The following is a 14,382-nucleotide window of genomic DNA, read 5'->3' as shown; positions in this document are numbered from 1 at the left end:
GCGGTGCCGCGATGAACACCCGCCCGCCCAGAACCGAATCACCCAGCACCCCAACGCAGAAGTTCACCCCGAAGCAGCGCAAGGCGATCATCGCCGGCGTCATCGGCAACACCGTCGAGTGGGTGGACTGGACGCTCTACGCCACCTTCGCGAAGGTCATCTCGGACGTCTTCTTTCCGCGCTCCGAGGGTTCCGCCGCGCTGCTGGCGACGCTCCTGGTCTTCGCCGTCGGATTCGTCATGCGCCCGGTGGGCGCCGCGATCCTCGGCGCCTACGCCGACCGGCACGGCCGCAAGAAGGGCCTGACCCTCACCATCGGGCTGATGGCGGGCGCCGGATTCGTCATCGCGCTGACCCCCGGCTACGAGATGATCGGGATCGCCGCGCCGCTCGTGCTCGCGGTGGCCCGCCTCGTCCAGGGTTTCGCCGCGGGCGGTGAGTTCGGTTCCTCCTCGGCGTTCCTGGTGGAGTCGGCCGGTCCTGGTCGTCGGGCGTTCGCCGGTTCCTGGCAACAGGTTTCGGTCGGCGCGGGAGTGCTCATCCCGTCGCTGATCGGAGTCGTGCTCGCCTCGAGCCTCAGCGATGAGGCGCTGCACTCCTGGGGCTGGCGGGCAGCGTTCATCATCGGCGGTGTCCTCGGTCTGGTCGGTCTCTGGCTGCGCGTTTCCGTCGAGGACACCGCTTCCTTCACCCAGCTCCGCAACGAGGGGCGGGCGAGGAGCAATCCGCTCAAGGCGATGTTCGTGGAACATCCGCGGGCGGCGCTGCGGGTCGTCGGCATCACCATCGCCGGCACCCTGACCTACTACACCTGGGTGGACTACCTGCCGATCCACACCAACGCCACCTACGGGCTCCCGCTGGACGAGGCGCTGCTCTCGCAGACCCTGTGCACGATCATCTTCATGGTGCTCTTGCCGTTCGTCGGCAAGCTGTCCGACCGGTTCGGCCGCCGCCCCACCATGGCGGCCTTCGCGGGCGGGTTCGTGGTGCTGGCCTGGCCGATGCTGCAACTGCTGAACGGGAGCTTCCTCAGCCTGTTCCTGGTTCAGCTGACCGGCATGCTGCTGATCCTCGGCTACTCGGCCAACTGCGCGGTGATCATGGCCGAGCAGTTCCCGCCGGAGGTCCGGGCCACCGGCATCGCCCTGCCGTACGCGCTCGCCGTCGCGCTCTTCGGCGGCACCGCGCCCTACGTGATCACCTGGCTGACCAGTTCGGACCACGGCGGACTGCTGTGGCTGTACGTCTCCGGCGCGGCCCTGATCTCGCTGGTCGTCTACCTGCGGATGCCGGAGACCAAGGACAAGGAGTTCTCCTGATGGTGCACGTCTTGATCACCGGTGCGGCGAGCGGAATCGGCCGGGCGATCGCGCACGAACTCGCCGCCGACGCCAACGCGTTGAGCCTCGTCGACGTCGACGCCGACCGGCTCGCGACCGTCGCGGACGAACTCGGCGCTCAGCACGCGGTGCTGGACCTGGCGGATCCGCTGGGCCCGGAGGAAGCGGTGGGCCGCTGCTGGGATGCGTCCGGCCCGGTCGACGTGCTGGTCAACGCGGCGGGCATCTATCCGTCGGTGGACATGATCGAGCTCCGCGCAGCGGAGTGGGACCGGATCTTCTCCCTCAACACCCGCGCCCCGGTGCTGGCGACCGCCGAACTCGCCCGCCGCGCCGTCGCCGCCGGGCGAGGCGCGTCGGTCGTCAACATCTCCTCCGGCGCGGCTCTGCGCTCCCGCCCAGGCGGCGGCCCGTACGCGAGTTCCAAGGCGGCGCTGGAAATGGCAACCCGCGCAGCCGCTTTGGAGTTCGGAGCGCACGGCATCCGGGTCAACGCGGTCAGCCCCGGCTTCGTCGCCGTCGACAGCACCTGCAACCCCGTCGCACCCGAGTACGCAGCTCTGGTCAACGCCAATCCGCTGGGCCGACCGGGCACCCCGGAGGACATCGCCCGCGCCGTGCGGTGGATCTCCAGCCCGGAAGCCGCTTGGGTGACCGGCGAGGTGCTGCGGATCGACGGCGGCTCCAGCACCGGCGTGCTCGACCTGCCCAGGATCTGGCCACCCGCCACCAGCACCGATTCCGCCCACCAGGAGGGAAACCGCCGATGACCGACGCTTACACCGTGGTGGGAGGCGGTGCCATCGGCGGCACCCTCGCCTACAGCCTGGCTCAGGCCGGGCACCCGGTCACCATCATCGACACCGACGCCGACCACGTCGCCGCGCTGCGGGCGAACGGCTTGACGCTGGACCAGAAGGGCACCCGCACCAGCGTCGCGGTCGACGCGGCCACACCCGCGGAGCACGCCGGTTCCCTGCGCCGGGTGCTGCTGGCGGTCAAGACGCAAGCCACCGAGGAAGCCATGCGCTGGATCGCGCCTCGACTGGCCGACGACGGCTACGTGGTGTCGGTCCAGAACGGTTTCAACGAGGGCATCATCGCCGAGCACGTCGGTCGGGAACGCACCATCGCCGCGTTCGTCAACATCTTCGCCGACGTCGTCGAACCCGGGGTGATCCGAGACGGCGGACCCGGTGCGTTCGTCATCGGCGAGCCCGGCGGCGCACCGATCTCCGAGCGGGTTCGCGATCTGGTCGCCGACCTGCAGGAATGGCGACCGGCCACGGCCGACGTCAACATCGAGGGCTACTTGTGGGCCAAGGGCGCGTTCGGCGCGATGCTCGCCGCCACCGCGCTCGCCGACGACGCGATGGCCGATCTGATCGACCGGCACCGGACGGCGATGCTGGCGCTGAGCCGGGAGGTGTGCGGTGTCGCCGAAGCGCTCGGGATCCGGGTCGAGTCGTTCGATGCCTTCGACGTCAAGGCGTTCGGCCCGGACGCGGACGCCGCCACGAGCGAGGCCGCTTTCGACGCCCTGACCGCGTGGCTGCGCACCCAGTCCAAGGACCGCAGCGGGATCTGGCGGGACATCGCCGTGCGTCGACGACCGACGGAGGTCACCGCCGAGTACGAAGATCTCTTCGTCGAAGCCGCGGCGAAAGGCCTTCGGACACCGGTGCTCCGGGCGGTGACTGCCGGTTTGCGCGAGCTGGAGATCGCCCCGGACGGAATGTCGGAGGCCCGGCTGGACGCCCTCGACCGGCTCGCCGCCGCGCGAAACCGCCCGCTGCCCGCGACACCGGCGCTCACCGAGGACCAGGCCCGCGCGGTCGCCGGCTGGCTGGACCAGCACCGCGACGCGATGGTCGCCGACCTGGCCGCCTACACCGAGCACGAGAGCCCCAGCGACGATCCGGCGGCGCTGGACGCCTGCCTGGACTGGCTGCGCGGATGGCTCGACGAATCGCTCGGCAGCTGCGAGGGCGAAGAGCGGATCCGGCGTGATGAGGCCGGCGACGTCCTGATCCGCCGGTATCCGGGCACGGAACCCGGCGCCGCCCCGGTGCTGCTGCTGTGCCACTACGACACGGTGTGGCCCCTCGGCACGCTCGCCGAGATCCCGTTCCACCGCGACGGCGACCGGATCACCGGGCCTGGCGTTTTCGACATGAAAGCCGGTCTGGTGCAAGCGGTTTGGGCGCTCCGCGCACTCGACGCCCTGGGGCTGCCGCGACCTGCGTGCACAGTTCTGCTGAACGGGGACGAGGAGACCGGCAGCGTCCGCTCGAGGGAGGCGATCATCGCCGAGGCCCGCACCAGCCGGGCGGCGTTCGTCTTCGAGGCGAGCGCCGGAGGAGCGGTCAAGACCGCCCGCAAGGGCGTGGGGATCTTCGAGGTGACCGTGCACGGCGAGGAAGCGCACGCCGGTCTCGACCCGACGGCTGGAGCCAGTGCGGTCCACGAGATGGCCAGGCAGATCGTGCACCTGGAGGGCCTTCGGGATCTCGACGCCGGAACCAGCGTCAACGTCGGTGTGGTGCACGGCGGAACCCGCGGCAACGTGACCGCTGGCCGGGCGGTGGCCGTGATCGACGTGCGGGTCGCCTCCGCCGCTGAGCGCGAACGCATCACCGCGGCCATGGCGGCGATCAAGCCGGTGGATCCGCGGACCAGCGTCCTCGTCGAAGGCGGCTGGAACCGGCCTGCCTTCGAACGCACCCCCGAGGTCGGGCAGCTGTTCGAGCTGGCCCGGCAGTGCGCCCGGCAGATGGGCACCGACCTGCGCGAAACCGCGGTCGGCGGCGCCAGCGACGGAAACCTCGTCCTCGACGCGGGAATCCCGGTCCTGGACGGCCTCGGAGCCGTGGGCGCCGGAGCCCACGCCCGCGACGAGCACGCCACCGTCAGCGGGATGGTCGAGCGCTCGGCCCTGGCCGCCGGAGTCCTCGCGGCCTTCGCCTGAGCCGGGGCCGCGTTGCCGGCCGATCTCCGTCGGATCGGCCGGCAGCGCTGGGCCTGCGAGCCCGGCGGCGAGCCGACATCCTGGGGCGCAGGGGGTGGCGGACATGCGTGGTTCGCGTTCGGCCGAGGTCGTCGCCGGGTTCGACGGTTCCGCTGGATCGCAGCGGGCCGCGAGGTGGGCGGCGCTCGAAGCGGTCACCAGGAAGCAGTCGTTGCTGCTGTTGCACGCGATCGCCGTCCCGCTGGAGCAGTTCACCCGGATCCGCCTGCCCAGCGAGGTCGTCGGGCCGCAGCACAACGCGGCGGAGCAGGCTTTGGAGGACATGGCCGCCGAGTGCCGGAGCCGGTTCCCCGAGCTGGGCGTGCGGACCGTGGTGCGCATCGGGGTCCTGGCCACCGTGCTCCGCGATGTCGCCGCCCACGCCAGCGTCATCGTGCTCGGCCCGCCCGAGTTGAGCCGCACCCGTCGCGTGCTGCTCGGTTCGACCGCTGCCGAGGTCGTGCGCACCGCGTCCCAGCCCGTGGTGGTGCTGCGCGACGAACGCACCAGCGGACAATCGGAAGCACCGGTGTTCGAACGGATCGTCGTCGGCGTGGACGGATCCGAGTTCAGCGCGCGGGCAACCGGATTCGCCTACGACTTCGCCGACCGCCACGGCGCCGAGCTGACCGCCGTCCTCGCCTGCACCTCCCCCGACCTGGGAGGTGAGCTCGAGCCCGGCGTGGTCGACGCCTGCCGCCGGGAGCTGTCCGAAACGCTGGCGGGCTGGCGCGAGCACTACCCGGACGTCCAGGTGAAGGAGCAGGTGACGACGTCGGAACGGCCGGCTGAAGCGCTGCTCTCCGCCGCCGTCGACGCTGACCTGCTCGTCGTCGGCACGCGCGGCCGCGGGGCCATCCGGTCCACCCTGTTCGGCTCGGTCAGCCACACCGCCGTGCACTACGCACCGTGCCCCGTGGCTGTCGTGCGCTGAAGCCGTTTCGAGGACTTTCGCCTCCTCGACCCGCGGAGAACCCCGGGGAGACGCTGGATTGGCTTGATGCGCGCAGCGATGCTGTCCACCAGCGACCTCCCGAGGCTGCGCAACTCGCCATGGGCAGCGCGTGCTCGACCGGTTGGAGGCTCGTGATGTCGCAGGAATCCACTAAGGACACGGCGGGAACGGCCGAACCGAACGACGTCGCGGGCGCTCGCGAGCAGGAGCACACCCAGATCTCGCTGTCCCCCGTGGCGCCACCATCGATACTCGGGCTGTACGGCTTCGCCGCCGCCGCGTTCATGGTCGCGGCCAACCTCGCCGGCTGGTTCGGCACCGGCGGCTCTCCCCTGGTGCTCTTCCCGTTCGCGATGGTGGTGGGTGGATTCGCGCAGTTCCTGGCCACGACGTGGTCCTTCCGCGCCCGCGACGGGTTGGCCACCGCCATGCACGGCGTGTGGGGCTCGTTCTGGATCGGCTACGGCATCTACATGGCCCTGGTCCTCGCAGGCCTGCCCGCGCCCGCTGCCTCGCCCGTCGCCCAGGTGGCCTTCGGCTACTGGTTCATCGCCCTCGCCGCCATCACGTGGGCGGGAGCGGCAGCCGCCACCGCGCACAACGCAGCCCTGACCGGTTTCCTGACCACGCTCGCGGCCGGATCCACGCTGCTGGCGATCGGCTTCGTCGCCTCGCTGCCCGCCCTGGTGCCGATCGGCGCGGTCCTGCTTGTCGTCTCCGCGCTCTGCGCCTACTACACGGCCACCGCGCTGCTGCTGCAGAGCAGCCTCGGCCGCCCCGTCCTCCCGTTGGGCACGAGGACCCGCTCCCCCGCACCGATCGACGACGTCGCCGCGGAACCCGGCGTCCAGCACGGGCAGTGAGCGGCCTTGGTGGACGTCGCCCTCCGGTCGGATAGTGGGAGTCGACGGGGTTCCGGTTCGCCGGGCCGTCCGGGCTCGGCGATCGCCCGCAGGTGGGAAGTGGCGCAGATGAAGGAAACGGTTCCACTGGGGCGCTACGCCGGGGTGCGCGTCGGACTGCACTGGAGCGTCATCGGCATCCTGGCGCTGGTGGCCGTCAGCCTGGGCGGTTACGTGCTCCCGGCCGACCTGCCCGGGCACCCACCGCTCGCCTACGCGGTCAGCGGGATCGCTGCGGCGGTGCTGCTGGTCTGCTCGGTGCTGGTGCACGAGCTCGCGCATTCGGTCGTCGCCCGGCGCAACGACGTCGCCGTCGAGGGCATCACCTTGTGGCTGCTGGGCGGGGTGGCCCGGCTGCGAGGTGAAGCGCGCACGTCCGGGGCCGACTTCCGGATCGCGGCCGTCGGCCCGGCCGCCAGCCTGGTGCTCGCGCTGGTGTTCGGCGCGGGCAGCTGGCTGGCCGTCGAGCTGGCCGCCGACGAGCTGATCGTGGCCGTGCTCGGCTACCTGGCGGTGCTCAACGCCGTGCTGGCGGTGTTCAACCTGATCCCCGCGGCCCCGCTGGACGGTGGCCGGATCCTGCGGGCGGTGCTGTGGGCGTGGCGCGGCGACCGGTTCCGGGCCGCGGTGTGGTCGGCGTGGGCCGGGCGCGGCTTCGGTTTCCTGCTGATCGCCGCCGGTGTCGTCGAGGTGCTGGCGCGCAGCACCGCCGGGCTGTGGTGGGTGCTGATCGGGCTGTTCGTGGTCAACATGGCCTCCGCCGAGGAGCGGCAGGCCCGCATCGGTCTCGCGCTGGCCGGGATCGAGGTCGCCACCGTGATGTCCACCCCGGCCGAGACCGTGGCGGCCGCGCAGTCGGTGGAGCAGTTCTTCCACGACTCCGCCGTCACGCACCGGCACTCCACCTTCCCGGTGCTCGACGAGCGCGGGCAGCTGAGCGGGCTCGTGGCGCTCAACGACCTCCGAGCCGTCCCGGTGCAAGACCGCAGCGGAACCGCGCTGCGCGAGGTGGCCCGTCCGCTGGCCGAGGTCGCGACCGCTGAGCCCGGGGAACCGCTGGCCCTCGTGCTGTCCCGGATGAACGAGGCGAGCCGCGGCCGGATCCTCGTCAGCGAGCACGGTCGGCTCCGCGGCATCGTCTCGCCCTCCGACATCACCCGCGTGCTGGCCGACCACAGCCTCACCGCCACCCTGCCCGCGGGCGCCGACCTCAGCTGGGAGCCGGACACCAGACCACCACCGCCGAACTGGTGGTTCCCCGGCCAGCAGCGCTTCGAACCACCAGCCCGCAGGTGATCAGCATGGACTTCCGAACGCGCGTGATGGGCACGACCGCCCCGGCAGCGGTGGTGCTGATCCGGATCGTGGTGGGCGGGATCTTCCTGTCCGAAGGCATCCAGAAGTTCCTGTTCCCGGCCAAGCTGGGGCCCGGGCGCTTCGCCGCCCAGACCCCGCTCCCGGCCCCGGAGGTGTGGGCCTACCTCGACGGCGGCTTCGAGATCGGCTGCGGGGTCCTGATCATCATCGGCCTGCTGACCAGGCTGGCGACCCTGCCCATGATCGTCGACATGATCGGCGCCGAGGTCTTCACCAAGGTGCCCGTGCTGCTGCAGCACGGGTTCTGGCAGTACGCGAGCGACGCCCGCGCTGAACTCGGCCAGTTGTTCGGGCTCGTCTTCCTGCTCATCGTCGGCGCGGGCACCTGGTCGCTGGACGCCCGCCTGACACGCAGCTGACAGATCTGGGTACCCGAGGTGCGCGTGCTGCCAATGCGAGGCCGAGGAGTTCGCCATGTCTGCTGTTGTGGTGGGTGTCGACGGTTCGGACAGCTCCGCTCGCGCGGCCGAGTGGGCGGCGGAGGAGGCCGAGCGCAGGCACGCCCCGCTGCACGTCGTGATCGCCAACGACGACCCGATGCGCGCCGACCACGCCGAGGAGGCCGTGCGGCGGACGGCGAACCGGTGCCGCGCCGACCACCTGGGCCTGGCGGTGACCTCCGAAGTCGGGACCGGTCGCCCGGTCGAGGTGCTGGTGCGCCAGAGTGCGGAAGCTCAGCTGGTGGTCCTGGGCGCCCGCGGTCTGGGCGGTTTCACCGGTGCGCTGCTGGGCGCGGTGAGCCTCGGCGTCGCCACCCGGGCGGCTTGCCCGGTCGTCGTCGTGCGCAAGGACGTCCCGGCGACCTCGGGCCCGGTCGTGGTCGGCGTGGACGGTTCGGAGCACAGCCGCGTCGCGCTGGAGTTCGCGTTCGACGCCGCAGCCCGGTTCGGCGCCGACCTCGTCGCGTTCCAGGCGTGGCACGAGGAGAGCCTGCTCTACGCGCCGCTCGCGCCGAGCTTCCGCGACGAGGTGGAGGGCAAGATCCGCCGGTCGTTGACCGAGGCGACCGCGGATCTGCGGGACAAGCACCCCGACGTCGTGGTCCACGAGGTCGTGCAACGCGGCCACCCGGTCGCCGGGCTGACCGATGCCGCCCGCGATGCGCGCCTGCTCGTCGTGGGCAACCGGGGCATGGGCGGGTTCCGCGGCCTGTTCCTCGGCTCGGTGGCGGCGGGGGCGCTGCACCACGCGCAGTGCCCGGTGGCCGTCGTCCGCAACGCGGATTCATGAACATCAGCCGGTCGGCGGACCACTTCGGGGTGACGTGCCATCATGTAGTGCTGTGGAATCCACCCGTGTCGACCGCTGGTTGTGGGCCGTCCGTCTGACCAAGACCCGGCCGGACGCCGCTGCGGCCTGCCGCGGCGGGCACGTGCGCGTCAACGACCGCCCAGCCAAGCCCGCGACCGCCGTGCATCCCGGCGACGAGGTCCGGGCGCGCGTCGGTGACCGGACCAAGACCGTCGAGGTGGTCCGGGTGATCCTGCGCCGCGTCGGCGCGGCCGACGCCGCCACCTGCTACATCGACCGGACCCCGGCCCCGCCGCCGGAGTCCGCGGCACCGGTGGCCCGCCGCGAGCGCGGTGCCGGGCGCCCGACGAAGCGGGACCGCCGGATGATCGACAAGTTCCGCACCGGCGGCAGCTGACCGATCAGGCGGGCCGGGCGGTCTGCACGAGCGCGTGGGAGCCGCTGGTCCGCCAGTTCCCCTCGCCCAGCTCCGCGACGGTCGCGTCGTCGAGACCGACCACGACCTCGGACTTCAGGACCCGCAGGGCGGCCACCGGGCTCGGGAAGTACGACACCGCGGTGTCGAACGGCGTGGTGGCGGGCCAGAACCGGTCGCCGACCAGGCGCCGGTAGTTCAGGTCGCCCTTCAGGATGGTGACCGCGGCGGGGGCGAACTCTTCCCGCAAGTCGTCCGGCATGGCCCGGTAGTCCAGCGGCGCGCAGAAGAACGGGTGCGCCCGCACCTCGATCAGCCCGTCGCGCAGCCCGTCCCACACGCGCTGCCCGATCGCGCTGACCTCCCCGGGGAGTTCGACCAGGTGCCGCAGGACGCCGAGCACGTCGGCCGGCGTCGCATCGGAGACGTAGTACGGGGTCGGTTTGACGTGCAGGACGACGCGGTCCGCGCGGCCGGTCGTCAGCAGGTGGTCGATCAGCGCCAGGTCGGCGGCGAGCTCGCCGGCGGAGTTGTCGGCGACCAGGTGGACCGGACCGGCCGCGTCGAACAGCGACCAGAACTCCTGGCTGCCGCCGCTCACCAGCCCCGCAGCGCCGGAGATCCCCGTCGACAGCTGGAACGCGAGGTCGGCCTGGTTCCCCCACACCGCAGCCCGCACCACGGCGGCGTCGCGCTCGTCCGGTGCCAGCCCGGGCAGGGCGTCGAAGGCCTTGAGCGTCGCGGTGGTCGCATCGCTGCGGAGCTCGGCGGACTTCATCGGCGCGAAGGGGTCGACGCCGCACCACGGCCCGGGCTCGAAGTACCCGACGGCTGCGAGCAGCTTGCGGAAGAAGTAGCTCTCCGCCCACAGGAACGGCGTCTCCGCCCACCGCTCGCCGACCCACTCGGAGGTCCAAGCCGTCCACCGGTCGTGGTCCGGCGCCTCGTCGTCGAGCGGCGAGACGGCTCCGGTCGTCGTCTCGCACAGCAGTTCCGCCAGCCTGCTCCGCACCTCAGCGCCGTAGGGCGTCGCGGCGCACACCTGCTCGATCATCGCGGGGTGCCGCTCGTGGAAGACCTTCCACGCGAACGAACCAGGCTCGCCAATCGTGATCACCGGCGCGTCGATCCCCACAGCTGCTCCCGTCTGGTCCCGGTCAGGTCACCCCGAAGCGTACGGAACCCCAACACGCCAGCTCAGCGCACTACTCAGGCGATGCGCATCGGCATGATTGAGTAGTTCATCTCGCCCGTGGAGATGGTGTCGGCCGTCACAGTGGATGGCAGGACGACCAGACATCCACCGACGAATCGGGGTGTGACCATGTCCCGTTCCCACGACCTCCCGCTCGCGTCCTGCCTCCTGGACGAACTGGACCGCCGCGCCAAGCTGGCCGAGCTCTGCATGAACCACGCGCTCGAACAGCAGCGCTGGGACCTGGTGCAGCGGCACCGCCGCGAAGCACTCGTCGTCCAGGCCGAGATCAACCGCCGCCTGGACGCCCTCGAAGACTCCCCAGGACACGTCGGAACCCGCCTCGGCGAACTGACCGACGAAACAGGCAGCTTCTGCTGAACGCCAGAGGAACCCGTACCGGCCCTTAGAATCCCGGCTTGAACGCCAGTGCCGAGCTGAGGAGCGACATCGTGGCGGTGCGAGTGGAGCGGAAGGGCGCGGTCCAGGTCCTCACGATGGACCGGCCCGAACGCCGGAACGCCTTCGACGGCGCGATGACCCAGGCCCTCGACGCAGCGCTGAACGAGTTCGAGGACGACGACTCGGTTCTGGCCGCAGTCCTCACCGGCGGCCCGGACTTCTTCTCCGCCGGCACCGACATCCGCGTCTGGGCCGGCGAACGCACCGAACGCGGCGGCCCCTACGGCATCGCCGGGCGGGAGTTGGGCAAACCGCTGATCGCCGCGGTCGAGGGTGCCGCGGCCGGCGGAGGGTTCGAGATCGCACTGGCCACCACGATGATCGTCGCTTCGCGGACGGCGTTCTTCTCGTTCCCGGAAGTCGGCCTCGGCCTGATCGCCGAGTGCGGAGGCCTGTTCCGGGCTCCGCGAGCCCTCCCGCTGAACATCGCCAGGGAACTGCTCCTCACCGGAGAACCCCTCCCCGCCCAACGCGCATACGACCTGGGCCTGGTCAACCGGCTGACCGAACCAGGAGCAGCCCTCCCCGAAGCTCTCGCGATCGCCGGGCGGATAGGCGCCCAAGCTCCGATCGCGGTCCGGGAAACCCTGCGCGCGGTGGAAGCGGCCTACCCGGCCGACGACGAACAGCGCTGGCTCGAAACGTCCACCGCCAAAGAACGGGCCCGGGCATCAGCCGACGCGACCGAAGGCGTCACCGCTTTCCTCGCGAAACGACCCCCGCACTGGACCGGCACCTGATCGTCAGCCGTGCTGGGCGGCGTACTTCTCGCGCCAGGTGTCGATGAGCGGGACCAGCTGCTCGGCCATGTAGGCGTAGAAGTCCTTCATCTCGTGCAGCCGCCGCGCCGTGGCACCCTCGTCCCCCGCCGCATCGAGGCCTTCCTCGGCCGCAGCGACCATGACCTGCAGGATCGCGTTCTGCTGCGACATCAGGCTCGCCCAAGCGCCGCGCCGGAAGCGGTAGTGGTCGCGACGGCTGCCCGGAGCCGGAACCCGCTCGATCAGGCCGAGCGGGATCAGCTGCTTGACCGCCGCGGACACCGCCCCGGAGCTGATGGCCAGCTGATCGCGCAGGTCAGCGGCGGTCATGGACTCCTGCTCGGTGTAGAGCAGGGCGGTCATCACCCGAGCGGTCGTCTTCTGCATGCCGCCCTGCGAAAGGGTCAGCGCCAGCTTCTCGGCCGCGTCGCGCAGCCGCTGCTCGGTATCCACGCACCAGAGCCTATCAACGAATCCCCAACATTCAGACTGTCCACAAATTTCTGAAAATTCTGTACGGTCATGGCAGTGGAGATGCGCACCGCATGTCCCGTCGTCGAAGGAGACGCACAGCCATGAGCGCGAGCAACGTGGTTGCAGAAGCCCACGGCATGACCGATGAGACGTGGAAGCGGCACGCCAACCCGTGGAGCGTGTGGACCCGATTCGCCGCGATCCCCGTCTTCGAGCTGGCGGTCTGGAGCCGCGACTGGATCGGCTGGTGGTCGCTCGCGGGCGTGGGCGCCGTCCTGGTCTGGCTCCTCTGGCTGAACGTCCGCCTCTTCGGCCCGGTCGAACCGAACAGCTGGGCGGCCCGTGGGATCTACGGCGAAAAGCTCCACTTCGAAGGAAAAGCCCCGGCAGCACACCGAATCGTGCTGCGCCTCCTGATGGCGGCGGGCATGCTCGGCTTCGCCCTCATCACCTGGGGCCTCACCGCCCTCGACGTCTGGCCGCTGATCCTCGGCACAGCAGTCCTCGTCCTCTGCCAGCTGTGGCGAATCGACCGCTACGGCCTCCTCTTCGAACAACACCAGAACGCAACCCAGCAGAACGACTGACCCCCGCGCGAGACGATTTCTCCGGAAATTGGCAGCGTTTTCGACGGCACGGTTCGGTCGATCAGAAGAGCCGGTCCCAAGCAGAATCGACGGACGTCACCACCGCTTGGTCCGGTCGAGCTTCAGGCGGCAGGTGCGGGTTGGCGGGTGATCCGGGTTCGGAAGGTGCTGGTTTCGAGGTCGATGACCTCGGCGGTGATACCGCGGGCGGTGATGGCGGCTGCGCCTTCTGCGGTGGTGAGGACCTTTCCACCTCTGCTGGCGACGTTCTCGCCGTCGAACACGACCCGGCCGCCCGCGATCGTCAGGCGGACCTCGCCGGTGTTCGGTTCCACGACGGCCACGTCGCCGTCCGCGCCGGGGCTCAGGTGCCCCTTCGCGGTGAGGCCGAAGAGCTGCGCTGGTCGACGGGACGCCTTGTCGACGAGCTGGCTCGTGGTCAGCGCGCCGAACCGGACCAGGGAGAATCCGTGGCGCAGGATGACGTTGCGCCAGGATCCTCCGTCGGAGGAGATCGCGTCGACGACGAACTCGCCGTCGCCGCTCCAGTTCAGCGAACCGGTAGCACCGACGCGCGCGCAGGACTGGTAGAACGCCGAGAACCGGTTGTTGACGGGGAAGTTCAGCATCGTTCCGCCCGGGTCCTGGCGCCACAACCGCAGACCCTCTTCGCCCGTCACATGGGCAGGTTCAGCCCCGGCGTCGTGCAGCACGTGCGCGTACCCGGCGAGGAACGCCTTCTCCAGCCCTGCCGCACCAGTCGGAAAACCACCCAGTCGCAGGCAGTTGATGACGATGTGGTCGTCGGGTTCCCCGTCGGTCATCGAGCCCACGCAGACGTTGAACTCGGCGAGGTGGGCCTCGCTCACCACCCGGCGGGCACCCATCAGCAGGTCGAGGGCGGCGCGGTTCTCCGCGTCCACGTCCGCCGTCGCGCCACGCAAGTAAGCGTTGGTGTGCGCGACGTGGACCGGGTTGCCGTCCGCGAGTTCGACGGTCTCGCGCATGCCGTCCAGGTTGCTGCCGTGGCGCGTCGTGCCGGCGTGAAAAGCGCAGTAGGCGCCGAGTTCGTTCGACTCGGCGATCACGCGGGCGGACGTGTCCGGCGAGTTCGGGAAGTGACCGCCGAGGATCTTCACCCCGATCGCGCCACCCTTCAACGCCGCAGCGATCTCGTCCCGGACCACCGCCTGCGACGCCGTGCCCTGGTGGGACCGAATTCCCTGCAGCCCCAACACGGTCAGGCCCGCAGTGGATGCCGGCCACTGGTTCAGCGCGCTGGCGAAGTCGAAGAACTCGACGGCTGTTGTGACACCGGCCCTGGCCAGGCGCTCGTGGGCGTTGGTCCGGACGGCGTGCGGATTGGCCAGGTGGGTCAGGTGGACGTGGCTGTCGACCAGGCCCGGTAGGACGTATGCGCCATCGGCGTCGACCACCCGCGCCCCCGCCGCCGGCAGCTCGGGGCGCAGTTCGACCACCCTGCCGTCCTCGATCAGGACGTCGCAGACGCCATCAACACCGGAGGCCGGGTCCACCACGTGGCCGCCGCGCACCAGCAGCCGTTCTGGAGCACTCGAAAGCATGGCTCACAGTAGGCAACGCGGAACGCTATATGCAAGAGAGTTTGCTTTGTGTAATGACACTGCAAATTCG

At 70.7% G+C, this 14,382-nt stretch carries 15 protein-coding genes; 12 read left to right on the top strand and 3 right to left on the bottom strand.

Annotation, left to right across the window (positions count from 1 at the left end; translation table 11 throughout):
• The first annotated feature begins 11 nt into the window (after window positions 1-11).
• The 9 genes from OU415_RS04550 to OU415_RS04505 all read left to right on the top strand — a co-directional run bounded on the left by OU415_RS04550 (window position 12) and on the right by OU415_RS04505 (window position 9,232).
• Window positions 12-1,322 carry an MFS transporter gene (locus OU415_RS04550; RefSeq protein ID WP_270947263.1) on the top strand — a complete coding sequence of 437 codons (1,311 nt, stop codon included), beginning with the start codon at window positions 12-14 and terminating at the stop codon, window positions 1,320-1,322.
• The gene (locus OU415_RS04545; RefSeq protein ID WP_270947262.1) at window positions 1,322-2,113 is read left to right on the top strand and encodes an SDR family NAD(P)-dependent oxidoreductase; all 792 of its coding nucleotides are present in this window, start codon (window positions 1,322-1,324) and stop codon (window positions 2,111-2,113) included. Before OU415_RS04550 ends, OU415_RS04545 begins: the two co-directional genes overlap by 1 nt.
• A complete protein-coding gene (locus OU415_RS38235) occupies window positions 2,110-4,311 on the top strand; it encodes a 2-dehydropantoate 2-reductase (protein ID WP_333777015.1) in 2,202 nt (733 codons plus the stop codon). The genes OU415_RS04545 and OU415_RS38235 overlap by 4 nt, the downstream gene beginning before the upstream one ends.
• A 103-nt stretch (window positions 4,312-4,414) precedes the next feature.
• Window positions 4,415-5,284 carry a universal stress protein gene (locus OU415_RS04530; RefSeq protein ID WP_270947261.1) on the top strand — a complete coding sequence of 290 codons (870 nt, stop codon included), beginning with the start codon at window positions 4,415-4,417 and terminating at the stop codon, window positions 5,282-5,284.
• A gap of 155 nt (window positions 5,285-5,439) precedes the next feature.
• Window positions 5,440-6,168 carry an acetate uptake transporter family protein gene (locus tag OU415_RS04525; protein WP_270947260.1) on the top strand — a complete coding sequence of 243 codons (729 nt, stop codon included), beginning with the start codon at window positions 5,440-5,442 and terminating at the stop codon, window positions 6,166-6,168.
• 108 nt (window positions 6,169-6,276) lie between these two features.
• Window positions 6,277-7,503, top strand: coding sequence for a site-2 protease family protein (locus OU415_RS04520; RefSeq protein WP_270947259.1), 1,227 nt, complete (start codon window positions 6,277-6,279; stop codon window positions 7,501-7,503).
• 5 nt (window positions 7,504-7,508) lie between these two features.
• Window positions 7,509-7,943, top strand: coding sequence for a DoxX family protein (locus OU415_RS04515; protein ID WP_270947258.1), 435 nt, complete (start codon window positions 7,509-7,511; stop codon window positions 7,941-7,943).
• A gap of 55 nt (window positions 7,944-7,998) precedes the next feature.
• Window positions 7,999-8,814: a universal stress protein gene (locus tag OU415_RS04510; protein WP_270947257.1), complete on the top strand. Its 816-nt coding sequence runs from the start codon at window positions 7,999-8,001 to the stop codon at window positions 8,812-8,814.
• A gap of 52 nt (window positions 8,815-8,866) precedes the next feature.
• Window positions 8,867-9,232 carry an RNA-binding S4 domain-containing protein gene (locus OU415_RS04505; RefSeq protein ID WP_270947256.1) on the top strand — a complete coding sequence of 122 codons (366 nt, stop codon included), beginning with the start codon at window positions 8,867-8,869 and terminating at the stop codon, window positions 9,230-9,232.
• A 4-nt stretch (window positions 9,233-9,236) separates the two neighbouring features.
• On the opposite strand, the gene OU415_RS04500 is transcribed toward OU415_RS04505, so the two are convergent.
• Window positions 9,237-10,385 (bottom strand): damage-control phosphatase ARMT1 family protein, encoded by a 1,149-nt coding sequence (locus tag OU415_RS04500; protein ID WP_270947255.1) that lies wholly within the window; start codon window positions 10,383-10,385, stop codon window positions 9,237-9,239.
• Window positions 10,386-10,574: 189 nt separating this feature from the next.
• Between OU415_RS04500 and OU415_RS04495 the strand changes: the two genes are divergently transcribed.
• Together OU415_RS04495 and OU415_RS04490 are read left to right on the top strand one after the other, a co-directional pair.
• Window positions 10,575-10,826, top strand: a complete 252-nt coding sequence (locus OU415_RS04495) for a hypothetical protein (RefSeq protein ID WP_270947254.1) — start codon at window positions 10,575-10,577, stop codon at window positions 10,824-10,826.
• Between the two features lie 38 nt (window positions 10,827-10,864).
• A complete protein-coding gene (locus tag OU415_RS04490) occupies window positions 10,865-11,647 on the top strand; it encodes an enoyl-CoA hydratase-related protein (RefSeq protein WP_270947253.1) in 783 nt (260 codons plus the stop codon).
• A 3-nt stretch (window positions 11,648-11,650) separates the two neighbouring features.
• Here OU415_RS04490 and OU415_RS04485 read toward each other — a convergent pair whose 3' ends face one another.
• Entirely contained in the window at window positions 11,651-12,121 is a 471-nt protein-coding gene (locus tag OU415_RS04485) for a GbsR/MarR family transcriptional regulator (RefSeq protein ID WP_270947252.1), read from the bottom strand.
• Between the two features lie 122 nt (window positions 12,122-12,243).
• On the opposite strand from OU415_RS04485, the gene OU415_RS04480 reads away from it, so the two are divergent.
• A complete protein-coding gene (locus tag OU415_RS04480; RefSeq protein ID WP_270947251.1) occupies window positions 12,244-12,729 on the top strand; it encodes a DUF6653 family protein in 486 nt (161 codons plus the stop codon).
• Window positions 12,730-12,851: 122 nt separating this feature from the next.
• Here OU415_RS04480 and OU415_RS04475 read toward each other — a convergent pair whose 3' ends face one another.
• Window positions 12,852-14,312: an amidohydrolase family protein gene (locus OU415_RS04475; RefSeq protein ID WP_270947250.1), complete on the bottom strand. Its 1,461-nt coding sequence runs from the start codon at window positions 14,310-14,312 to the stop codon at window positions 12,852-12,854.
• Window positions 14,313-14,382 lie beyond the last annotated feature (70 nt).

This window comes from Saccharopolyspora oryzae, assembly GCF_027853915.1.
GTDB lineage: Bacteria > Actinomycetota > Actinomycetes > Mycobacteriales > Pseudonocardiaceae > Saccharopolyspora > Saccharopolyspora oryzae.
Note: the sequence above shows the minus strand (reverse complement) of the source record. Positions and strands in the feature narration are given on the sequence as shown.

What these genes read in the sequence shown, in the direction of transcription:
- OU415_RS04480 (WP_270947251.1), top strand. Translation starts at nt 12,244, where the DNA reads ATGAGCGCGAGCAACGTGGTTGCAGAAGCCCACGGCATGACCGATGAG.
- OU415_RS04475 (WP_270947250.1), bottom strand. Translation starts at nt 14,312, where the DNA reads ATGCTTTCGAGTGCTCCAGAACGGCTGCTGGTGCGCGGCGGCCACGTG.
- OU415_RS04495 (WP_270947254.1), top strand. Translation starts at nt 10,575, where the DNA reads ATGTCCCGTTCCCACGACCTCCCGCTCGCGTCCTGCCTCCTGGACGAA.
- OU415_RS04510 (WP_270947257.1), top strand. Translation starts at nt 7,999, where the DNA reads ATGTCTGCTGTTGTGGTGGGTGTCGACGGTTCGGACAGCTCCGCTCGC.
- OU415_RS04545 (WP_270947262.1), top strand. Translation starts at nt 1,322, where the DNA reads ATGGTGCACGTCTTGATCACCGGTGCGGCGAGCGGAATCGGCCGGGCG.
- OU415_RS04525 (WP_270947260.1), top strand. Translation starts at nt 5,440, where the DNA reads ATGTCGCAGGAATCCACTAAGGACACGGCGGGAACGGCCGAACCGAAC.
- OU415_RS04550 (WP_270947263.1), top strand. Translation starts at nt 12, where the DNA reads ATGAACACCCGCCCGCCCAGAACCGAATCACCCAGCACCCCAACGCAG.
- OU415_RS04520 (WP_270947259.1), top strand. Translation starts at nt 6,277, where the DNA reads ATGAAGGAAACGGTTCCACTGGGGCGCTACGCCGGGGTGCGCGTCGGA.
- OU415_RS04530 (WP_270947261.1), top strand. Translation starts at nt 4,415, where the DNA reads ATGCGTGGTTCGCGTTCGGCCGAGGTCGTCGCCGGGTTCGACGGTTCC.
- OU415_RS38235 (WP_333777015.1), top strand. Translation starts at nt 2,110, where the DNA reads ATGACCGACGCTTACACCGTGGTGGGAGGCGGTGCCATCGGCGGCACC.
- OU415_RS04515 (WP_270947258.1), top strand. Translation starts at nt 7,509, where the DNA reads ATGGACTTCCGAACGCGCGTGATGGGCACGACCGCCCCGGCAGCGGTG.